Below are 20281 nucleotides of genomic sequence, written 5' to 3'. Positions count from 1 at the left end.
ACGACAAAATAAACCGGAGCTCCCTCCTAAAGTAACAGGGGGCTTACCGGTTTATTGATGTCTGACTTGAAAGGGGCTTCTGCTTTTAGTTAATCATGACTTAACCAAGGCCCGTCAATTTTTTATGATATTCTCTTCTTCTCATCCAATCCTCTCCCTGTGTCTGTGCCATAATCATGACTTCCGTTTCACTAACCTTTGTTGATTTTCCTTGGCGCACAAGGATTTCACCTTGGACCATAACTGTATCCACATTTTCGCCTTTGGCAGAGAATACTAGATTCCATAACAGATTGGTTTCCTCTTCATTCCAGAACACAGGCTGAAGATTGGGTCTAAAGAAGTCGACTAAGATCATGTCCGCGCTTTTTCCAACTTCGATGGAGCCTATTTCATTTTCCATGTTTAAGGATTTAGCTCCGTTAATGGTTGCCATACGCAGCATTTCCTTTGCACTCATGACTGAAGCATCGTAATTTGTTGCTTTTTGAATTAAGGAAGCGAATTTCATTTCTTGAAAAAGGTCCATGCTATTATTATCAATAACTCCGTCAGAGCCGATGGATACGTTAACTCCCTCTTTCAGCATTAAAGGAATTCTCGCCACCCCACAACCCAGCTTAGCTGCCGAAATCGCACAATGGGCTAAGTTCGTACCTGTCGCAGCCATTTTTTTAATATCATCATCGTTCACCCACACACAGTGCGCAAGCAACGTTTTTTCGCCCAATATCCCTCTTTGCTCTAACATATCAATAGAGGATTTGCCGAATGTTCGGATGATATTCTGCTCTTCCTCCTCTTGTTCGCAGCCATGCGTATGAATGCCAACCCCGTATTCCTGCTGAGCTCTAATCGCGCCCTTATACATGTCCTCACTGCAATAAAACAAATTCTCTAAGCCCATCCAAACCCGAATTTTCCCGTTCTGACTCATATGATGCGTCTTAATTAATTTCTCGTTGGCCTTAGCGGTTTCGAAGAAATCGTAGGGCTGAACATCTGCTGCATAAGGTGCTAAGTGTAGTCGAATTCCTAATTCTCCTGCCGCCTCAGCACTTCGATGCATAAAACGGTACATATCCATAATGGTTGTTGTCCCATTCTTGAGACATTCCAAATAACTAAGCCTCGCAGCGTGATAAGCATCCTCTTCCGTACATGCACGATGCTCTAGATCATAAACGGGCAGCCAATCCACTAACCTTAGACCTTCTGCCACACCGCGCATTAGACTGGAATGGTTATGTGAGTCAATCAGTCCCGGAAGCAGAGCCATCTGCCCTCTTCCATCTATAATTTCATCTGCATCAATGGGAATTGATATGTCTTCCTTCTTGCCTACGGCTGCAATCAGACCGTCCCTTACGATTACTGTACCCTTTCTAATCAGGGTATCTGTCCGATCTACTGTAAAAATGACTACGTTTGTTATGACTGTACACTTCAAATTAAACACCTCTAGTATTGTTAAGTTGTGGTGTGCCTTTACTACCGATTCGACCTGCCAGCTTTGCTTTCATCGGGAAATAATAGAGCAACGAAGCGGATACGATCCCTACAAGCCATGCCAGATCAATTCCATCGAGCATGTTTGCAATCGGCCCTACATACAAGGTCGTGTTGATGAACGGTACTTCTATGACAATCGATGCTAAGAAGGCAAAAATCGTGATCCAATTGAACTTCCCATAACGCCCAGAGACATCGAATATATCATGGATGCTATACTGCCCTTTGCGCAGTATGAAGTAATCGACTAAATTGATCGCTGTCCATGGGATAAGGAAATAACTCATGAAGAATATAAAGTTGATGAAGAAGGTAATAAAGTTGCCCTCTCCCCCTAATAAGCTCAGTCCGATATTGATTAACATAATGATTCCTAAAATAACAATCCTCACAAGTGGAGTAACTTTGAGCTTATTGAAGGGCTGGATCGTCGTCACAATGGACATAAACGCTCCGTAAAAGTTAAAGACATTGATGCCGAGCAAACCATAGATGATCAATACATACATGATGGTGTCATATCCATTAAATAATCCGGCTAACCCCCCACCTGAATTATCCGAAAAGCTTGGTAAAGCTACCGCGAGTATTGCACCTATTGCCATCATCCAGCTTGTTGAGGTCGAAAGCCCAAGATACGTATACCAAAAGACTTTGGACGATGAGGAGTTCGATGGCAAATACCGAGAGTAGTCGGCGACATACGGCGCCAAAGCGAGCATATACGTCGTAACCATACCAACGCCTAGCACGAATAGCGCGACATCAAAATGGTTTATGCTCCATGCCTCTTGGGGAAACGGTAGACGTAACGCGAGTACTGTTGCGATACCCAATACAATGAATGCACTAATGGAAAGCCATTTTTGAGTGATATGAATCAATTTATAACCGTAGATGGCTATGACGATTGAAATCAAACTGAATAAAAAGATAATCCAATTTGAAGAAATCGGTGTAACATCACTCAAGGTTTGAGTAACAAGTAAGGTGTTCGCCACTCCAAAACCTAAATACACGAACATCACGAAAATCATAGGCACGATCGCTCCCAAAACACCAAACTGAGCTCTGCTTTGAATCATTTGTGGAATTCCCAGCTTAGGACCTTGAACAGAGTGGGAAGCAACGAAGATAGCGCCGATCAGGGAACCTAAGATAATCGCAATAATACTCCAGAATAAGTTCAATCCCAGCATGATCAATACTGCACCCGTCACAATCGTTGTTAAATTTAGATTGGCACCAAACCATACTGCGAACAAACCTCTAGGTTTTCCATACCGCTCGGACTCAGGAATATAATCAATGCTATGTTGTTCCATATTCATAAAATCACCCTCCATTATGTATGTTTTGTTATCTTGTCATCATGAGTGACGAAATTTCCTTCATCATCGGTTTACGTGTTCTCACATGCTTTCCACTCTTGTTCAGCGTTCAATTATCTAACATATAATCACACCATTCGGTCTAATTTGGATTCACCAATTCAATTAATGTTAGATTTAATAACTTATCATGTTATAAATGGTTACTACCGAGATAGTAACCCATATAGAACATTTCGTCAATAGTGGTTTCAGCCCTAATATGATATATACTGATAGCAGTATCATGATTTAGGGAGGATGAACTCTTGCTTCAGAAATTTGGTTTCTCACAATACGAAAGTCAAGTTTATGAAATGATGGTGAATGCAGGCCAGGCGGTAGAAGCATCTGCAATCTCTAAACAATCCGGCGTCCCAAAGGCAAAAGTGTACGAAGTCATATCCAGACTGCTCGACAAAGGCATTCTACTTGATTCAATGCTTGAGAAGAAAAAAATGTACAGAGCTATCCCAGTCGATCAGGTGATACAAAAGCTGACATCACAATTCCAATCAGATATTGAACAATTAAGTCTTATTGAGCAAAAGCAGTTTACGCCAGATGATCGGGTGTGGAATTTGGTTACGGAAGAATCCATTTATGCGTATAGCATTTCGTTAATCGAAAATGCAAAAAAAACCATATACATTTCTACATGGAAAGAGATTATACTTGCTTATTTGCCGTTATTGGAGGAGAAAGAAAAGCAAGGCGTGCATGTAGAAGTACACGTTGTAGGGGAAATGGATTCGAAGCTACAAAATCTGAAGTATTTTGTACCGACCGAAAGTCAAAAGGAGCTTAAGAAGTTTCAAAACATTGTCGTAGATGATACCGAAGTCGTCTTTGCAATCGCTAAGCATCCCGCATGGCATTCCATCGTCACTAAATCTGAGCAGCTAGTCGATGTATTTAGAGATTTCTTTTATCGGGACGTCATCCTTACCAGATTAAGTGATAAGTATAGTGACATCCTGCAGAACGATGCTGAATATGTTGATCTGTTGTCCAAGTTGAGATATTAACACTTGTTCGCCGATATCTTCCTATTACAGAACGAGGAGGAACCTTTGTGCTTAACTCGTTGTCCAAAACCGATCGTCGGGTACACAAGTCAAGATCTGCCTTGAAGCAGGCATTGCTCGAATGGATGTCTCATAAACCGTTCAGTAACATTTCCATATCCGATATCGTAAAAACGGCCGATTTGAATCGAGGCACCTTCTATAAGCATTATATTTACAAGGAAGATCTGCTCAACGATATATTGGACGATGTCATTACCGATCTCATTCGCTCGTATCGAGCTCCATACTTACAACGTCGGGACTTCGATGTGCAAAGTTTGAACGCGTCGGCCATCAAAATTTTTGATCATGTATATGCCTACGCGAACGTATATACCTTAATGGTGAGAACGAATATCCTGTCAGATTTCCGGGACACGATTAATCAGACTCTCAAAAGCCTGTATCTAAACGATGTAACGGATATGTCTCCAAACCCGAAGATCAACAAGGAGCTACTCGCGTGCTATCAAGCGCATGCCGTACTTGGCCTCATTACCGAATGGGTACAGTGCGACTTCAAATACAGCTCTTCCTATATGGCAGAGCAGCTATTGGAATTCACGCGTATGAACCGCGCTAACGAAGAATATCGATCGAATCTTAGCTTGGCTTAAGTTACGATAACAAAAAAGAGCCTGGCTTTCGCCAGGAACTCTTTGGATATTGTTTATTTAGTTGCTCTTTGGATATTGTTCATTTAGTTGCTAATCCAACCGCCATCGACAGTCAGCTCAATACCCGTCACGAACTTGGATTCGTCCGAAGCAAGGTACAGGTAAGCGTTGGCAATATCCATCGATTCGCCGGCATGTGGACTTAACGGCGCCAAATTTTTATAATGCGTGCCCATTTCCACCTGTGATTTAATGCCTGCTTTTTCTACCATCCCCGTAAATATAGCTCCTGGGTGAACCGAGTTAACACGGATTTGATCTTTGGCAAACCACTGTGCTGCATGTTTAGTAAGCGCACGCACGGCACCTTTGGATGCGCTGTAGGCTGCGCCATGCCCATCGGAAATACCGCCAATAATTGCAGCAATGGATGCCGTATTCACAATGGAACCTTGTCCGTTCTTCTGCATATGCGGGATAACGGACTTCATTCCTAACCATACACCGGTGCTGTTGATGGACATGACCTTCTCCCAATCGTCCAGCTCCGCTTCAAGTATTCCTTTTGCAATATGAATTCCTGCATTGTTAACAAGAATATCAATTTTTCCATATTTCGAAATGGTTGCATCCACAACAGCCTTCCATGATTCCGGGCTGGAAACATCAAGCTTTAGCGCGATTGCTTCTCCACCATTTGCCACAATCTCATTCACTCGCTCTTGCAAAGCACCCTCGACTACATCCGTCGCGACGACTTTTGCGCCTTCTTTAGCAAATAATTGTGCCCCGGCCAAGCCCATACCACTTGCTGCTCCCGTAATAATCGCTACTTTCCCTGTCAGTCTACCCATTTCCGTCATCCCTTCTTTTGGCGCGCTTTGTAATATGCCTACCCTCCCTAAGTATAGAGAGTGATTAAAGCGCTCTTCAATCAGCAAACCGCAAGGATTCTGTTTGTTAAGCAACAGTCTGAAGCGAATCTGTTCGTTTACCACAGAATGTACGCTTAAAAGTAACTTGAAGCAATATAACTGTTGACCTGGAAAATAAAAAAAATACATCACCACAGGGCATGACCCAGTGAGCAATGTATCTAACCCTTATTAGGAATCTGACGACTACCGAACGATAGAATCCGCTACTCCGAGGTCATACTCTTCTCTTGCCTTCCTCACAACGGAGTAGTGTTCGGATGCCCACTCTTTTAACATTTTCATACACGGAATCAACGTTTCCCCAAGCGGGGTTAATGTATACTCGACGACAGGCGGTACCGCCGGTGTGACTTTCCGATTGACTAATCCATCCCGTTCCAGTTGCCTCAAGGTTTGAGTTAGCATTTTCTGTGATATGCCTTCAATGCGCCTCTTTATCTCCCCATATCGGATGGTCCCTTCCTCTAAGGCGTAGATGACCAGAGCTGACCACTTATTAGATACGATTTCCAACACATGACTATAGCTGCAAACCGTCAGGGATATGTCCGATGGCTTCTTCATACGTATCCGTCCTCTCTTTACGCACCTTTGGGTTCGTAACCGACCTTAAAGTGCCGTCTAGCTACATCTTATTATATGGATTATTGTGTGTCTATTCCCAAATAAGGAGAGATGCATAATGAAAGCTTACGTTATTCAAGGCGGCTTTGGACTCGATCACCTCGTAGAAATTGATCGTCCGATTCCAAACCCCGCACGAGGCGAAGTGCTTATTCGAATGAAGGCTGTATCGCTGAACTCACGTGATATAGGAGTCATAAACGGATTTTATAACCCCGAGTTAAACGTGCCGCTTGTTCCAGTATCGGATGGGGTAGGTGAAATTATCGCCTTAGGTGAACAAGCCAGTAAGTTCCGAATAGGAGAACGCGTGAGCGCGATCTTTACTCAAAGCTGGAAGTTGGGTGAAGCGACGCAAGAGAACTGGATTTCCTCGTTGGGGAGTCCGCTCGATGGGATGCTCGCGGAGTATGTTGTGCTGCCTGAGGAAGGATTGGTTCGTGTACCCCAATATTTGACTGATGTCGAAGCAGCGACTCTGCCATGCGCTGGTGTTACCGCCTGGCATGCAGTCGTAGAGGAGGGCAAAGTAAAAGCGGGGGATACGGTTGTCGTCCAAGGTACCGGCGGTGTCTCCTTATTCGCCCTGCAATTCGCTAAACTTCAAGGTGCCAAAGTCATCGTAACCTCAAGCAATGATGACAAGCTAGCAAGAGCGAAAGCGTTAGGCGCCGACCACGGAATCAATTACATGCAAATGGTGGAGTGGGACAAAGCTGTATTAGAGTACACCCAAGGGCGGGGAGCTGATCATATCATCGACCTTGGAGGTGGGAATACGCTTAATCGTTCCATCTCCGCATTAAAGGTCGGTGGACAAGTGAGTATCATCGGCATTCTATCGGGCGACCGCGTCGAAAGCTTGGCCATCGTTCCAGCCATTCTCAGAAGAGCAAAGCTTCAGGCAATTAACGTAGGCAGCCGTGCAATGTTTGAGAATATGAATGCCGCGATCGAGCACCATAGCCTGCGCCCGATTGTCGATAAAGAGTTTCCATTCTCTCAAGCGGTAGAAGCCCTCCGCCATCTGGCGGAAGGTTCCTATTTCGGTAAGATTGGCATCGTATTCTAATCTAACATTCATTTACCTTCTGCATTCGGAGATAGAGCTCAAGCTTTATGCTCCGATCGGATAATCAGCATCAAGCTTCTCGGTTCCGCTACGCAAGAGTTATCTGAGGACGTCCGCTCTCTTTCCAGAGCAATTCCATCTTCAAGAATTACCCAGTTATCCGCTAAAGTTTCGCTCAGTAGACGAAGCTGTTCGTTACTCAGAGTCACTTGGTCCACGCGACCTGTGAATGCTTTGAAATCAACTTCCACCTCAAGCTCGAATCGTTCCCGCAGCCATTGCTGTACGCCACCTGGCGTATTGAACTTCATCTGATATCCGAATCTAACCGCGTCCTCTAGTCTTTCTTTATGGATATGTGCGTATGAGATAAATTCGTCATAGCTGTAATATTGTGCAACAGCCACCTGTAATGGAGCAGTTTCGCCAGTAGCGATGCAGGCAAGCAATGCCTCATCTGATATACCAAAGCGGCGTGCCCTCTCCAGCAGAATTCCAGTATGCTGCGATAACTTTGCACGATTGCTCATTCTTTCCCCTCCTATCATCCAATTATTACTTACACGCCGGGGCCATCGTGCAAGTGGCAGGCTGAATAATGTCCAGATGCTACAAGCTGAAGCTCCGGCTCTTCTTCTGCACAGCGCTGTGAAGCAAATGGACACCGCGATCGAAACCTGCAGCCTCCATCCGATTCAAGCAGACTCGGAAGCTCTCCCTGCAGCAGCCGATAGGCCGCAAAGATAGATTTCGGATCGGGAACCGGAATCGCCGCTAGTAGTGCCTGAGTATAAGGATGTGCAGGGTGAGCATACAGCTCCTCACTGGAAGCAATCTCCACAAGCCTGCCCAGATACATAACCCCGATGCGGTCGGAAATATGCCGCACCATCGAAAGATCATGGGAAATAAATAAATAAGTCAGGCCCAATTCATCCTGCAAATCCTCTAGCATATTGACGACTTGAGCTTGTACGGACACATCGAGGGCAGAGATCGGCTCGTCGCATAGCACGAATTCGGGATTCGAGGCAATCGATCTCGCAATACTGATACGCTGCCTCTGGCCCCCACTAAATTCATGAGGGTAGCGATTTGCATGGTCCCGCTTCAACCCCACTTTTTCCAGCAATTCCATTACTCTATCGCGTCGATCCGCCCGACTATAATCTCTAGCGATTTCCATCGGTTCGCTGATGAGCTGCAGCACATTCATTCCTGGATTTAACGAAGAGTATGGATCCTGGAAAATCGCTTGCATTTTTTGACGGTATGGCCTCATCTGTTTCTCGTTCAAGGCAGTCAGATCAACGCCGTTATATCGAATTTCACCAGAGGTAATATCGTATAAACGAACAACGCTTCGTCCGGTCGTCGACTTCCCACAGCCAGACTCTCCGACAAGTCCGAACGTTTCTCCACGATCGATATGGAAGCTTACATCGTCGACCGCTTTCAACGCTCTAGTCGTTTTCCCCAGCAAGGACTTCTCTATTGGAAAATACTTTTTTAACCCGCGGACTTCAATTAAGGAAGGATTACTCCGCGTCGTTTGCTCGTCCCCAGTCCAAATAGGGTTATCCATTATAGTACCCGCTCCAATCGTGATCCCGGATTGTCAGCCCTTAGCCAGCATAGCGAACGGTGGCCAAGCTTCGACTCTACGTATGGCGGCATGAGAGAGCACTTATCCATAGCATGCGGACAGCGTTCCATGAACGGGCATCCTGGAGGCGGGTTTAGTAAGTTCGGCGGTGAACCTTCAATAGGAACGAGTCGCTCCGGTTTGCCGTCGAGCATCCTCGGAATCGAGCGAAGCAAGCCTTGCGTGTAAGGGTGCTGCGGAGATTCGAAAATATCCTCAACAGCTCCCTCTTCCATAACCAGCCCGCCATACATAACAATTACGCGCGTACATACTTGCGCCACGACTCCGAGATCGTGCGTGATTAGAAGTACCGAGGTTCCCGTACTCTGGCATAGCCTCTTCATCAGTGCCTGAATCTGCGCTTGGATCGTCACGTCAAGCGCGGTGGTCGGCTCGTCGGCAATAAGCAACTCCGGCTTGCAGGACAAGGCCATGGCGATCATAACCCGTTGTCGCATACCGCCGCTGAATTCATGTGGATACTGATCGATTTTGGTTTCCGGTGAATGAATACCTACTTCCCCGAACCATTCGATCGCTTTGCGGCGAGCTTCCGCTTTGCTCAATTTCTGGTGGCGACGAAGCACCTCGATCAATTGGGCACCGACCGTGAGTACAGGATTGAGAGAGGTCATAGGGTCTTGGAAGATCATCGCAACCCGATTTCCCCGTATCGCCCGCAGCTTCTCTTCCGACAAGCCGGCGATATCAACTCCCCGTAGCTTCACCTCTCCACCGACGATTTGACCGGAAGGAGGCATTAAACGAATAATCGACTTGGCCGTGACGCTCTTGCCGCTCCCCGATTCTCCGACGATGCCAACCATCTCCCCCTCGCCGACCGAGAAGCTAATCCCCCGGATAGCCTGCACCTCGCCTTCCCGCGTTGAAAACGAGGTCCGCAATTGATGAACGGACAATAATTCAGCCATGCTCCCACCCCGTTAATTCAAATTTAGCGCCGGTTCGTTTTCGGCTCGAATGCGGCACGAAATACGTCGCCCAAATAGTTAAAGCTTAGTACTGTCGTTAATATAAGCAGCCCTGGAAACAGTGCCAGAGTAGGATTCTCTCCGATATACCCTTTAGCGTTATTCAGCATGCTGCCCCAAGAGGCATTCGGAGGCAGAATTCCCAGCCCAATGAAACTAAGCGCCGTTTCCATCATGATGACGCCAGCGACATTAAGGGTTGCGGCGACAATAATCGTCGGAACGATGCTCGGAATAATATGACGCGTAATTATTCGTAACGAGCTATGACCCGATAGCCGCGCATATAGCACATACTCCCGCTCCTTGACTGATATCGTCTCGGCTCTCACGATTCGAGAAATCGACATCCAACTGAGCAGACCGATAATAAGAATAATTGTAAGGATGCTTGGTTTTAGGTAAGCATTCAAAATAAGCATTAAGAAGAAGGAAGGAATAGACATCCCGATATCAATGGCTCTCATCAGCAGGCTATCGATCTTACCGCCGAAATAACCACTGATCGCTCCGACCATTGTCCCAATGGCGACCGATACAATCATCGCTAGAACTCCAACACTAAGCGAGACCCTTGCTCCGTACACCGCTCGCGCAAAGTAATCACGGCCATTATCATCCGTACCGAACCAATGCTGCGAGCTTGGTGGCAGCAATCGCTCATCCAGATGGATTGTATTCGGATCTTGTGTAAACAGCGGCGCGGCAATTGCCGCAATCACATAGACTCCGAGCACGATCAAAGCGATCAAGGCGGATTTCTGTTCCAGAAGCTGCCTCGTGAGAAGCTTCCATCTCATCTGGTTCATTTTGTTCACCTCATCGCTTTAATTCGGGGATCGACCACGCCGTATAGCACATCCGCCAGCAGATTGCCGAAGATCAGCAAGAACGACGACATCATCGTAATGCCCATAATCATAGGATAATCAAGGCTGAAGACGGCGTTGATGCCGAGCGAACCCATCCCAGGCCAAGAGAAAATGCTCTCGACGATAAACGCTCCCGTAATGATCTCCGGAACGGACAAGCCAAGTATCGTAATAACTGGAAGTAGCACATTGCGCAATACGTGCCGCAACAAAACCGTCGTTCTGGTAGAGCCGAAAGCATATTGGATTTGCACGTAATCTTCTTCCAGTTGGCTAATCGTGCTTGATCGAATGTATCGCATAAACACTGCGATGTTGCTTATGCTCAGTACTAGACAGGGCATAATCCCATGCAGGATAACGTCCCCTATCGAGCTCACGCCGATCGTTCGCATCCCCATGCTCGGCAGCCAATGAAGCTTAAGCGAGAAGATATAAATGAGAATCATACCAAACCATAAACCTGGTAACGAAATCCCGATATAAGAAAGGAGGCTGAGCACCCGATCGATCAGCCTATTCTTATTCAAAGCCGAGATCAGCCCCAGTGCGATACCGATGACAAGAGAAATGACCAGCGACGCTCCCATCAGACCAAGTGTCGCTGGAATGCGTTCCGCTATTTGATCCAGCACAGGTCTATGATTGAGCAAAGAATAGCCAAAATTCCCCGTCATCACGTTCTTCAGCCAATACGTATACTGTTGGACTAACGATTGATCAAGACCCATGCTGGCTCGAATCCGCTCAACATCCTCCGGACTCATGTTCGGCGTGACGAACGACAGCACGGGATCCCCCGGAGCAAGCCGGATGAGCGCGAACGAGACCACGGATATAAACAGCAGCATCGGAATAAGCTGAAGCAATCGACGCGATAGATACTTTTTCACCGTTACTCCTTCTGGACAGCGCTGTTTGCCCATCCGCTTTAATCATAATTACTTTTTATAAATTTTGGAGATATCATCGAACAAAACAACTGGTTTCTCTACAGCTTCTTCCAGTCCACCGAACTGCTTATCCACAGCAATGATCGTTTTCCCGTAAGCAATCGGGTAGGTTGTTACTTCCTCAGCGGACAGCTCTTGAATTTGCTCGTACAGCTTAGCACGCTTAGTTTCATCCGTCTCAACCGCCGCTTGCAGCCACCATTGATCGAACTCTGAATTTTTGTAATGAGAATAATTATAAGCAGCGTCGCTCAAATACAGCACCTTGTAAGCATCTGGCTCGTAGCCCATGCTGTAACCACCGAAGGACATGTCATAGTCCGTGTTATCCTTGTTTAGTGCCTTCTTACCAAGAGCTGCTCCATCAAGTGGAATCAGTTCGATCTCGACACCGATCTCCTTAAGCTTCTGCTGAACGAATAGCGCCATGTTCGTTTCAGGTGTGCTGGCGTTAAAGTAGGCGAACCGGATCTTAAGCCCTTCCGCTCCAGCTGATTTAAGCAATTCCCTAGCTTTGTCCTGATCGTATTCATATGACTTCAGATCAGTCTTCAGATAAGTCGTGTCCGGGGAGAATATCGACGTAGCCGGCTCGGCAAAATCCGTAGAATTAAAGCCTGCTTTAATCAGCTCCTCCTTATCGATCGCATGGACGATCGCCTGCCGTACCTCTTTCTTCTTCATGCTTTCGATATTCATATTGAACACCATCGTCGTTACACCACCGGATGGGAACATGATCACTTCCGACTTGCCGGATTCCTTCACTGAGTTGTAGTTCTGCGGCTCGATGCGTAACAAATTAAGCTCGCCGTTCTGTAAGGCTAGAACCGAAGAATTACTATCTTTAGCGACACGGTAAGTAATGGTGTCGAGCTTTGCTTTGTCTGCAAAATAAGTATCCGAGCGTTCCAAGCTCACATATTCACCCGAACGATATTCCTTGAATTTGAACGGACCGGAACCTACTGGATTATTGTTTTTCTCGCTCTTCTCTAAATCAACTTCTCCCTCGAAAATATGCTTCGGAATGGGGTAGATCTGGACTAGAGCACTCTCGAACGCAGCCGATGCCTCTGGCAGAACGAATTGAACCGTGCGATCGTCTATCTTGCTCACTTGAATCGGCGTTCCCTCGAAAACAAACGAACTACGGAAATAGCTATGTTGCTTCTCATCCAACAAGCTATTGAACGTAAATACGACATCATCCGCTGTCAGCGGTTGTCCGTCATGCCATACTAGACCCTCGCGTAGCTTCAGTGTGAACGTCTTCAAATCGTCCGAAGGGGTCAGGCTTTCAGCTAGCACGAATCGCTTTTCCCCATTGTTAACGCTAATCAGTGGAGCGAACAATGCATTCCCAATCGTAAGCGAAATACTGTCACCTGCGTAAATAGGGTTAAAAGTCAGGGGATCTGCCTTAATCGCTATGATTATATTGCCACCCTCTTTGGATACCGAACTCCCTGTGGCATCATCTACCGCAGGCTTGTTGTTGCTGCAGGCACTAGCAAGTAGCGAAATAACCAGAAGCATTGCCGTGATCCACGAACCTCTTTTTCTTAACATATCAATTCCTCCTATTAATTTGGGATGTCCCAATCGTCTAAATCAAATAATTCACAGGTGAATACTTGGTTAATTAGTTAAAAAAACGTGCACAGCTTTCGTGCCTTAACCTTATTCCGTTTTTTCCCTCAACACGTTGTCCAGAAGATTCTCAAGCTTCTTTAACCCGTTCAAAATATCCTCTAAATCCTGTGGTGACGCATTCTTAACAAACAATTGTTGAAAATCGCCGACATTGGAACGAATATCCTGCATCCGTTCGTTCGCTGTTTCTGTCAACTGGATTTGAACGACACGCTGATCATCCTTCACCCTAACACGGCTAACTAAATCCATTTTCTCCAGGCGAGAACAGATGGCCGATACATTACTGTCAACCATATTCAGCTCGGCGCCGATATCCCCCACTCTTAAAGGACCTTCATTCTCTAGCAGCAGCAAAATGTTGATCGAGGGACCGGTAAGGTTTTGCGGCGAATAGAACTGATTGATAATCTTCGAATGCTTTGTATCTATTACTCGCAATAATCCGCCAATCTCAATACTGTAGTTAACGAGATCCATGACTCCACCTCTGTTCACATTTATTTATCGCGATAAATATTATTGTGATAAGTAAATAGTATACGGATACCTTTACATCGTCAATCTTTTTTTCAAAAAATAATCACTTGGAATAGTCGGGATTATAAAATTAATAAAAAAAACCCGCCCCAAATAATCGCAATGGGCAAGGCATTCTTTGAATTTTGTCCTTTAACTTTAGCGATATCTTTGTCTTCTCACCCACTGAGTCGCTACCCACTTTTCACCAACAGTAACAGGATTTCCCGCATGCAATGTGAGTTCATTAATGACGTTATCGTTATAAAAATATTCAAAATAGACGGCATTTCCCTTTTTAGGCGTGACCGTAAAACGAAGCGAAGGGAAATACGTTTCACCGCCTTCTTCCACATCATTCAAATAGATTACCATTGTACTTATGCGATTGTTGGCAATACTTGCGGATGTAAAATAGTCAAAATGCGGCTGATACTGTTCCCCCGCTTTATAATGTAAAATTTGCAGCGGTTCAGCATGCGAAACGGGTATACTCATCAGTTCAGCAACTCTAGTTTCGATTTTTTGAATCAAGTCATTTTCGCTTTCCTCAAAAAACATGCTGCTGCTAGTTCTAATATCGCTTACCTCATGGGATTTCCCAATTTTCGCTCGCTGCATTTTGTCTTGAGCTAATTCAATCAACGCATCACACTCTTCGTAGCTTAATACGTCTTCCAATATTAATATAAGAGGTTCATCCATTTTACCGACAATATTAATCTCTTTGTCCGCCGTGACGATTTTGTTTCCAATAGAATTTACTATCGTCTGCTCTTTAGTTGTCATAGATACATCCTCCATGATTAAATACTAAGGACATATTCAATCTATTTTTTGTCAGTTGTTCTATTTAATTCTTCATCGGACATTTAATTCCCTCTATTTATATTTATCGGATCCTATTAGTCATGTTCGGTGTGATTCAACAAATTTCTGCAAAAAAGAAAACGACGAGATATTAGCACATGCCTGAATATGGCGGTGTGTGTATATAACAATAGGCCGGTAGCTTCTCGAAAGAGAGAGCCAACCGGCCTTTATTTATGACAAAATGGTCCTGTCTTAGAAGCTTACTTTTGAGAATCAAGAATAAACATAGATGCATCCTGTCCCATGAATATTTTACTTCCGGAATAAAAAGTTTTGGATTGAATATCCTTATACCCTATTTTAGTCATCATGTCAGTCAGCTCATCTTGATTAAATCCATTATGAACGATATCTGAAACTATTTTTTCATTTTTATCAAAATCTACGATCAGTAAATGCCCTCCTTCATTCAGAACATCAAATAACCTTGATAAAACGAATTCAACATCATCAATATGCAGGAGAACCTGAGCCATAAAAATATAGTCAGCATGAAAATCCGCTAGATCTTCCTTTTCAAAATCAAAGCATAATGTATCTACATTCTGAATATCAAATTCAGAAATTTTTTGCTTGATTTGATTAATCATGTTTTGGGATGCATCCAGAAAAAGCAAAGAATTAAACTCGTTTAACAAGTGCATTCCGACAAGACCAGTTCCACAGCCAAAATCAACAGCATTCTTATTTTTCGCGTCAACTACATATTTACGAATGGCATCTGAGGATACCTTTGCAATTTGGATTCTTTCAGGAGTGTCGTACATTTGAGCTATCATTTCAAACTTATCTGTATTTCCCATTCGTATTCCTCCTATCTGCCACCCAAAAGTCTATCCATCTCCTCTAGCTCTGCATAGACCAGGCTTCTACATCCCACGTTTTTGTTACCCAATCCTCATAAAAATCAGGCTCGTGAGAGACGAGAACGACTGTACCCTTGTAGGCTTGCAACGCTCGCTTCAACTCAGCTTTGGCGACGATGTCCAAATGGTTCGTAGGCTCATCAAGCAGAATCCAATTGCTTTCTTGCATCATCAGCTTGCAAAGACGAACCTTCGCCTGCTCTCCACCGCTGAGCTGATTAAGAGGGCGTGTAATATGCTCGTTCTTTAGTCCGCAGCGGGCAAGCGCCGCCCGTACCTCATGCTGGTTCATAAAGGAAAACTCATCCCATACGTCCTCTAGCGGAGTCATCGTCGGAGCCTTAGCCTCCTGCTCGAAATAAGCAGGAGATAAATAATCGCCCTGATACGTCTTGCCTTCCAGCGGAGGAATAACGCCAAGAATCGTCTTCAGAAGCGTTGATTTGCCCACGCCGTTGCAGCCTGCGATGGCAATCTTATCGCCTCGCTCAACGACCATGTCCATCTTAGGCAGAAGAGGCTTATTGTAGCCGATCACCATTCCCGCTGTTTCAAATACGGTCTTGCCGCTCGGTCTGGATTCTTTAAAGTTAAAGGTCGGCTTTGCCGCTTCCTCCGGCTTATCGATGCGATCGATACGGTCGAGTTGCTTCTCGCGGCTCTTCGCGCGTCCGGAAGTAGAAGCACGTGCCTTGTTTTTTTGAATGAATTCCTCTTGCTTCTTAATATACTCTTTCTGTTTCTCGTAGGCGTCGATATGCTGCGTTTTGTTCAGATCAGCCATCTCCAGAAATTTCTCGTAATTGGCCGAGTAACGTGTCATCTTCGTAAATTCAAGGTGATAGATAACGTCGACGATCTGGTTCATGAAGCCCGTTTCATGAGAAATAAGAACGAATGCATAGGGATAGTTTTTCAAATAATTCGTCAGCCAATTAATATGCTCTTCATCCAAATAGTTCGTCGGCTCATCCAGCAATAAGACACCCGGCTTTTCAAGCAGCAGCTTCGCGAGCAGCACCTTCGTCCGCTGTCCACCACTAAGCGCCGTGACGTCGCGGTCAAGCCCGATCGCATTAAGGCCTAAACCATTTGCCATTTCATCAACCTTCACGTCGATTAAATAGAAGTCGCCGATATCAAGCTCCTCTTGAATCTCTCCCATACGCACCAATAACTGATCCAACCTATCCGGATCGGCATCGCCCATCTGCACAGCAACATCGTTAAGCTCCTCTTCTAATACGAGTAAAGGCAAAAACGCATCCTTCAAAACATCTCGAATGGTTTTACCCGCTTCAAGCTTAGTATGCTGGTCCAAATAACCGTAACGAACATTGGGCGTCCATTCCACTTTACCTTCGTCCTTCAACAACTTTCCTGTCAAAATATTCATAAGCGTGGATTTTCCTGTACCGTTCGCACCAACTAACCCAACATGCTCCCCCTCAAGCAAACGGAAAGACACATTCTTAAACAATACTCGATCGCCAAACGAGTGCGATAAGTGCTCAACTGTCAACAAACTCATTTTTCTATATCCCCATTCATATATGCACCATAATTAAAACTTGCAAACCTTTCGATATATCCAAATCATTGTATCACGAAAATAATAGGTAACGCAGATACGCAGATGGCAAATTGACTATAACAATCGTCTGGAGCTTAGTCGCTTCGAACTCCGATTAAAGGGAGGATGAATTGTTGGTTCTCTTCGTAGGGTCGGCGGAATAGTGTATTGAGGCTGAACATTCATTGGGAGGGATTATTATTTCGTATTCAATCGCAGGCACTTTCAAAAAAACCGTCGCACTGTTGCTAATCTGTGCGGCCGCGTTGGTGGTGGCCACATTTGGAGGATCGTTCGCGAAGGCCGATTCTGAGGTTCCCGTCTACGACGTCTATCTGAAGCTTGACGGATTTACCGGCGAATCCGTCACCAAAGGCTATGAGAAGTGGATCGTGGTGAACGATAACGTCCAATTCGGGATGAAGAACCTTATCTCCGTTGGCACCGTAACAAGTGGGTCCGGCGCCGGTAAAGTCTCATTCGACAGTCTCCAATTCACCAAGGCGCCGGATTCCGCCTCCGTCCCGCTTATGCTAACGTTAGCGAGGGGATCGTCCATTAAGACCGCTTCTCTCGTATTCGTCAAAGGAGGGGCTACGGCGAAGCCGCTTGCGTTCCTGACGGTCGACTTGGGCGACGTCTTCATTAATTCGTACGAATTCGACGGCGGCGTCGAAAAGATCGGTCTTAGCTTTATTTCTATTACCATGAGCTACACTTCGATGAATTCCAGCGGTGCGCTTAATCCGGCGATTAAGGGTGGCTGGGACCTCAAAGCCAACAAGCAAATATCTTGATCATTTGATGTCGGGCACCGGTACAACCAATCCGAGGAGTCTCTATTATCTATCCAATCGCCGGAAAACGAATCGTAACCGTTGTGCCACACCCTACCTCACTGCTAATGTGAACAGAACCTTGATGTTGATCGACGATCCAGGGTGTAAACAGATAAATCTACTTGTGCCCCGGCATGGCTTCCTGCTGAACTCGCATCGGCCAGTCGCAATGCTCGAACAATCACAACGATCGCTTCTTGTCGCGATACTTCCTGATTAGGTCCAAATGTTCCGTCCTTATAACCATCCATAATTCCGTAAGCATTAACTGCCTCTACGGCACCGCTGTACCAACTCGACTCGCTCACGTCCCGAAAATCTGCAAGCTCTCCGCTTTCAGGCAAGCCCAACGCTCTTGCAAGCAAAGCAGCGAGTTCAGCCCGCGTAATCGTAGCTCCAGGATTGAAGCGGCTTCCATTCACTCCATGTACGATCATTCTGCTATTCATGTCAGCAATCTCCGCAGCGGCCCAATGTCCTTGAATATCAGTCAATAGCGACTTGATGTCCATCAACTTCAGTAAATTCAGTTGGGACCGGACGTATGCCTAGCTTCTGATCCCAAACCACTACCGTTGAAGCTGTTCCCTCAACGCCAGTAGGTAAATAAATGACCCTTTCTACATAACGACCAAAGCTGGAAACCTCTCTTCTCTCGCCATTGCGCAGCATATTATTTATCATTTGCCTTTAATCCGGCTGTAGAGACTCGAAGTCCCTTCTTATCAAGATGCGCAGTCTGGCCTAAGCCAATACAACGCGGAACGGCCCAATGCTCGCTTCTCTCTTCGAATAGAATCGTGGTGATCGAGCTTGGCGGAAGCCAGAACCCGGACCACACGATCGGAAACGGTAGCTCCAGCAAATGCGAAAGCCAAGTAAGCCCGAAGCCCATGTGGCAAAATACGGCGATCGTCTCTTCGTGCGGCATCTCGATTCGATATCGTCCGTCTTCCCTAACATAACCAAGCCGCCGTAAAAATTCGTCGGAGTCTCTTTTTAACGTTTCGAATGGATCGGCATACTCCATGTAAGGAGCCCCCAGCCAGATGCCGTGATCGGACTGCCGACCGGCGCGTACCCGTTCGCCCGGGATGTCCCATCCCGCGATCGGATTGCCCTGTTCGTCCGTCGTCATCCAGTTCAGTTCGCGAGTCCAAGGCTGAATCACGGGTACGATACCAAGACTGTCGGCTGTATATTTCATCGTATGGATGGCCCGATTGATCGGCGAAGAAAATATACGATCCACTCCCGTCTGCCGTAAATATCCCGCAAGCGCCTGAGCTTCCAAATGCCCCGCGGCCGTTATCGTATCGTTGGGATAATCCGGCTCCGCATGTCGAATCAATAGTATTCTCATGGTTGTTTACCCAAAGAAAGAACATAATTTCCAAGCTCGTACGAATATCTCAATCCCGCGTCGCGGATTTCGTCTGGCAAGTTGCGGACGCTGTTATGCGTTTCGTAAGTGAAATCACCCTCATAACCGATCGCAACAAGCGCCTGTACGACTTCTTTCCAATCGATTGAACCTTGGTATGGCAGCAAATGCTGATCTTTTTTTCCGTTATTATCTTGGATATGAGTTGCTTTAAGACGTTTGCCTAGCGCAACAATAGCTTCTTTTTGATTGACAGATTCGATGATTCCGTGGCCGGTGTCCCAGCAAGCGCCGATGAGTGGATGATTCAGCGTATCGATCAGTTCGATTAAATCTTCCGGCAACGCGAAATAGGACGGGAAAAAAAGGCGATTAAGACAGTTGTTTTCCAATGCAATTCCAACGCCCGTTTCTTCTAGTATAGGTACGAATTTTTTATAAAAGCGCGCATTGAATTCGATTATCTCATCGCGGCTTCCGGAACCGATTTTCGATATATTCGCCGGATGAAACACAACCCATGGAACCCCCAATATATGCGCCGTTCTTAACGATCTTTCGAGCATTCGTTCAAATGACTCTAGTGAATCGTCCCAATCTAGGTCGGTGAAGGTCGTACCGTGGACAGGACCATGCATTTGCGTGAACCGAACCCCGCAGCTGTCCGCGGTGTCCCGAATTTCACGCGCCCAAGCTTCTTCTTCATTAACGCTCGTTTGCATCAATTGCTTTTGATAATCCCAGTAGTTCATATCAAGCGAAACAAAACCCGCAGCGGCGCATCGTCGAACGGCTTCCGTCCGTGCAATCCCTGAATCAAAAACATTAAGCGACGTCGAAATTCTCATAAGACATCCTCCTGTAGTTAGTATTCAATTTAACTTATCGTCTTCAAGATCAAGT

At 45.8% G+C, this 20281-nt stretch carries 22 protein-coding genes; 4 read left to right on the top strand and 18 right to left on the bottom strand.

What is annotated here, in order from left to right; all coding sequences use genetic code 11:
- Nucleotides 1–100 precede the first annotated feature (100 nt).
- Nucleotides 101–1450: an amidohydrolase family protein gene (locus M1K58_RS18780; RefSeq protein ID WP_256760413.1), complete on the bottom strand. Its 1350-nt coding sequence runs from the start codon at nucleotides 1448–1450 to the stop codon at nucleotides 101–103.
- A 1-nt stretch (nucleotide 1451) separates the two neighbouring features.
- On the bottom strand, nucleotides 1452–2843 hold the full coding sequence (locus tag M1K58_RS18775) for a purine-cytosine permease family protein (RefSeq protein WP_256760412.1): 1392 nt from the start codon (nucleotides 2841–2843) through the stop codon (nucleotides 1452–1454).
- A gap of 308 nt (nucleotides 2844–3151) precedes the next feature.
- On the opposite strand from M1K58_RS18775, the gene M1K58_RS18770 reads away from it, so the two are divergent.
- Together M1K58_RS18770 and M1K58_RS18765 are read left to right on the top strand one after the other, a co-directional pair.
- Nucleotides 3152–3910 (top strand): TrmB family transcriptional regulator, encoded by a 759-nt coding sequence (locus M1K58_RS18770; protein WP_256760411.1) that lies wholly within the window; start codon nucleotides 3152–3154, stop codon nucleotides 3908–3910.
- A 47-nt stretch (nucleotides 3911–3957) separates the two neighbouring features.
- On the top strand, nucleotides 3958–4569 hold the full coding sequence (locus M1K58_RS18765) for a TetR/AcrR family transcriptional regulator (RefSeq protein WP_256760410.1): 612 nt from the start codon (nucleotides 3958–3960) through the stop codon (nucleotides 4567–4569).
- A gap of 83 nt (nucleotides 4570–4652) precedes the next feature.
- Here M1K58_RS18765 and M1K58_RS18760 read toward each other — a convergent pair whose 3' ends face one another.
- A complete protein-coding gene (locus M1K58_RS18760) occupies nucleotides 4653–5423 on the bottom strand; it encodes an SDR family NAD(P)-dependent oxidoreductase (RefSeq protein WP_256760409.1) in 771 nt (256 codons plus the stop codon).
- Between the two features lie 267 nt (nucleotides 5424–5690).
- Nucleotides 5691–6071: a winged helix-turn-helix transcriptional regulator gene (locus M1K58_RS18755; protein ID WP_256760408.1), complete on the bottom strand. Its 381-nt coding sequence runs from the start codon at nucleotides 6069–6071 to the stop codon at nucleotides 5691–5693.
- Nucleotides 6072–6189: 118 nt separating this feature from the next.
- Between M1K58_RS18755 and M1K58_RS18750 the strand changes: the two genes are divergently transcribed.
- The gene (locus M1K58_RS18750) at nucleotides 6190–7203 is read left to right on the top strand and encodes a zinc-dependent alcohol dehydrogenase family protein (RefSeq protein WP_256760407.1); all 1014 of its coding nucleotides are present in this window, start codon (nucleotides 6190–6192) and stop codon (nucleotides 7201–7203) included.
- A gap of 38 nt (nucleotides 7204–7241) precedes the next feature.
- On the opposite strand, the gene M1K58_RS18745 is transcribed toward M1K58_RS18750, so the two are convergent.
- From M1K58_RS18745 to M1K58_RS18700, 10 genes are all read right to left on the bottom strand, one after another.
- Entirely contained in the window at nucleotides 7242–7733 is a 492-nt protein-coding gene (locus M1K58_RS18745; RefSeq protein WP_256760406.1) for a hypothetical protein, read from the bottom strand.
- Nucleotides 7734–7762: 29 nt separating this feature from the next.
- Complete coding sequence (locus M1K58_RS18740; protein WP_256760405.1) at nucleotides 7763–8788, bottom strand: ABC transporter ATP-binding protein; 1026 nt, start codon at nucleotides 8786–8788, stop codon at nucleotides 7763–7765.
- Nucleotides 8788–9783 carry an ABC transporter ATP-binding protein gene (locus tag M1K58_RS18735; RefSeq protein WP_256760404.1) on the bottom strand — a complete coding sequence of 332 codons (996 nt, stop codon included), beginning with the start codon at nucleotides 9781–9783 and terminating at the stop codon, nucleotides 8788–8790. The genes M1K58_RS18740 and M1K58_RS18735 overlap by 1 nt, the downstream gene beginning before the upstream one ends.
- Nucleotides 9784–9806: 23 nt before the next feature.
- A complete protein-coding gene (locus M1K58_RS18730) occupies nucleotides 9807–10652 on the bottom strand; it encodes an ABC transporter permease (RefSeq protein WP_256760403.1) in 846 nt (281 codons plus the stop codon).
- Nucleotides 10653–10657: 5 nt separating this feature from the next.
- The gene (locus tag M1K58_RS18725; RefSeq protein ID WP_306220562.1) at nucleotides 10658–11641 is read right to left on the bottom strand and encodes an ABC transporter permease; all 984 of its coding nucleotides are present in this window, start codon (nucleotides 11639–11641) and stop codon (nucleotides 10658–10660) included.
- A gap of 15 nt (nucleotides 11642–11656) precedes the next feature.
- Nucleotides 11657–13240 carry an ABC transporter substrate-binding protein gene (locus M1K58_RS18720; RefSeq protein ID WP_256760401.1) on the bottom strand — a complete coding sequence of 528 codons (1584 nt, stop codon included), beginning with the start codon at nucleotides 13238–13240 and terminating at the stop codon, nucleotides 11657–11659.
- Nucleotides 13241–13351: 111 nt separating this feature from the next.
- Nucleotides 13352–13804 (bottom strand): MarR family winged helix-turn-helix transcriptional regulator, encoded by a 453-nt coding sequence (locus M1K58_RS18715; RefSeq protein ID WP_256760400.1) that lies wholly within the window; start codon nucleotides 13802–13804, stop codon nucleotides 13352–13354.
- A 198-nt stretch (nucleotides 13805–14002) separates the two neighbouring features.
- Entirely contained in the window at nucleotides 14003–14632 is a 630-nt protein-coding gene (locus M1K58_RS18710) for a 2OG-Fe(II) oxygenase (RefSeq protein WP_256760399.1), read from the bottom strand.
- A 284-nt stretch (nucleotides 14633–14916) separates the two neighbouring features.
- Entirely contained in the window at nucleotides 14917–15519 is a 603-nt protein-coding gene (locus M1K58_RS18705; RefSeq protein WP_256760398.1) for a class I SAM-dependent methyltransferase, read from the bottom strand.
- Nucleotides 15520–15562: 43 nt separating this feature from the next.
- The gene (locus tag M1K58_RS18700; protein ID WP_256760397.1) at nucleotides 15563–17113 is read right to left on the bottom strand and encodes an ABC-F family ATP-binding cassette domain-containing protein; all 1551 of its coding nucleotides are present in this window, start codon (nucleotides 17111–17113) and stop codon (nucleotides 15563–15565) included.
- A gap of 227 nt (nucleotides 17114–17340) precedes the next feature.
- On the opposite strand from M1K58_RS18700, the gene M1K58_RS18695 reads away from it, so the two are divergent.
- Nucleotides 17341–17952 (top strand): Hcp family type VI secretion system effector, encoded by a 612-nt coding sequence (locus M1K58_RS18695; RefSeq protein WP_256760396.1) that lies wholly within the window; start codon nucleotides 17341–17343, stop codon nucleotides 17950–17952.
- A gap of 104 nt (nucleotides 17953–18056) precedes the next feature.
- Here the strand turns inward: M1K58_RS18695 and M1K58_RS18690 are convergent, their stop codons facing one another.
- From M1K58_RS18690 to M1K58_RS18675, 4 genes are read right to left on the bottom strand one after another with little or no spacing between them, the layout of a single operon-like run.
- Nucleotides 18057–18443 carry an S-layer homology domain-containing protein gene (locus M1K58_RS18690; RefSeq protein WP_256760395.1) on the bottom strand — a complete coding sequence of 129 codons (387 nt, stop codon included), beginning with the start codon at nucleotides 18441–18443 and terminating at the stop codon, nucleotides 18057–18059.
- 37 nt (nucleotides 18444–18480) lie between these two features.
- Nucleotides 18481–18678 carry a hypothetical protein gene (locus M1K58_RS18685; protein ID WP_256760394.1) on the bottom strand — a complete coding sequence of 66 codons (198 nt, stop codon included), beginning with the start codon at nucleotides 18676–18678 and terminating at the stop codon, nucleotides 18481–18483.
- Nucleotides 18668–19357, bottom strand: a complete 690-nt coding sequence (locus tag M1K58_RS18680; RefSeq protein WP_256760393.1) for a histidine phosphatase family protein — start codon at nucleotides 19355–19357, stop codon at nucleotides 18668–18670. Before M1K58_RS18680 ends, M1K58_RS18685 begins: the two co-directional genes overlap by 11 nt.
- Complete coding sequence (locus tag M1K58_RS18675) at nucleotides 19354–20226, bottom strand: sugar phosphate isomerase/epimerase family protein (protein WP_256760392.1); 873 nt, start codon at nucleotides 20224–20226, stop codon at nucleotides 19354–19356. The genes M1K58_RS18680 and M1K58_RS18675 overlap by 4 nt, the downstream gene beginning before the upstream one ends.
- Nucleotides 20227–20281 lie beyond the last annotated feature (55 nt).

The organism is Cohnella sp. WQ 127256 (assembly GCF_024519285.1).
Taxonomy (GTDB): domain Bacteria; phylum Bacillota; class Bacilli; order Paenibacillales; family Paenibacillaceae; genus Cohnella.
The sequence above is the reverse complement of the archived record's forward strand: the minus strand, read 5'-3'. Positions and strand labels throughout refer to the sequence as shown.

What these genes read in the sequence shown, in the direction of transcription:
- M1K58_RS18685 (WP_256760394.1), bottom strand. Translation starts at nt 18,678, where the DNA reads ATGATAAATAATATGCTGCGCAATGGCGAGAGAAGAGAGGTTTCCAGC.
- M1K58_RS18675 (WP_256760392.1), bottom strand. Translation starts at nt 20,226, where the DNA reads ATGAGAATTTCGACGTCGCTTAATGTTTTTGATTCAGGGATTGCACGG.
- M1K58_RS18775 (WP_256760412.1), bottom strand. Translation starts at nt 2,843, where the DNA reads ATGAATATGGAACAACATAGCATTGATTATATTCCTGAGTCCGAGCGG.
- M1K58_RS18730 (WP_256760403.1), bottom strand. Translation starts at nt 10,652, where the DNA reads ATGAACCAGATGAGATGGAAGCTTCTCACGAGGCAGCTTCTGGAACAG.
- M1K58_RS18710 (WP_256760399.1), bottom strand. Translation starts at nt 14,632, where the DNA reads ATGACAACTAAAGAGCAGACGATAGTAAATTCTATTGGAAACAAAATC.
- M1K58_RS18750 (WP_256760407.1), top strand. Translation starts at nt 6,190, where the DNA reads ATGAAAGCTTACGTTATTCAAGGCGGCTTTGGACTCGATCACCTCGTA.
- M1K58_RS18755 (WP_256760408.1), bottom strand. Translation starts at nt 6,071, where the DNA reads ATGAAGAAGCCATCGGACATATCCCTGACGGTTTGCAGCTATAGTCAT.
- M1K58_RS18705 (WP_256760398.1), bottom strand. Translation starts at nt 15,519, where the DNA reads ATGGGAAATACAGATAAGTTTGAAATGATAGCTCAAATGTACGACACT.
- M1K58_RS18680 (WP_256760393.1), bottom strand. Translation starts at nt 19,357, where the DNA reads ATGAGAATACTATTGATTCGACATGCGGAGCCGGATTATCCCAACGAT.
- M1K58_RS18700 (WP_256760397.1), bottom strand. Translation starts at nt 17,113, where the DNA reads ATGAGTTTGTTGACAGTTGAGCACTTATCGCACTCGTTTGGCGATCGA.
- M1K58_RS18725 (WP_306220562.1), bottom strand. Translation starts at nt 11,641, where the DNA reads ATGGGCAAACAGCGCTGTCCAGAAGGAGTAACGGTGAAAAAGTATCTA.
- M1K58_RS18715 (WP_256760400.1), bottom strand. Translation starts at nt 13,804, where the DNA reads ATGGATCTCGTTAACTACAGTATTGAGATTGGCGGATTATTGCGAGTA.
- M1K58_RS18720 (WP_256760401.1), bottom strand. Translation starts at nt 13,240, where the DNA reads ATGTTAAGAAAAAGAGGTTCGTGGATCACGGCAATGCTTCTGGTTATT.
- M1K58_RS18760 (WP_256760409.1), bottom strand. Translation starts at nt 5,423, where the DNA reads ATGGGTAGACTGACAGGGAAAGTAGCGATTATTACGGGAGCAGCAAGT.
- M1K58_RS18690 (WP_256760395.1), bottom strand. Translation starts at nt 18,443, where the DNA reads ATGAATAGCAGAATGATCGTACATGGAGTGAATGGAAGCCGCTTCAAT.
- M1K58_RS18745 (WP_256760406.1), bottom strand. Translation starts at nt 7,733, where the DNA reads ATGAGCAATCGTGCAAAGTTATCGCAGCATACTGGAATTCTGCTGGAG.
- M1K58_RS18735 (WP_256760404.1), bottom strand. Translation starts at nt 9,783, where the DNA reads ATGGCTGAATTATTGTCCGTTCATCAATTGCGGACCTCGTTTTCAACG.
- M1K58_RS18740 (WP_256760405.1), bottom strand. Translation starts at nt 8,788, where the DNA reads ATGGATAACCCTATTTGGACTGGGGACGAGCAAACGACGCGGAGTAAT.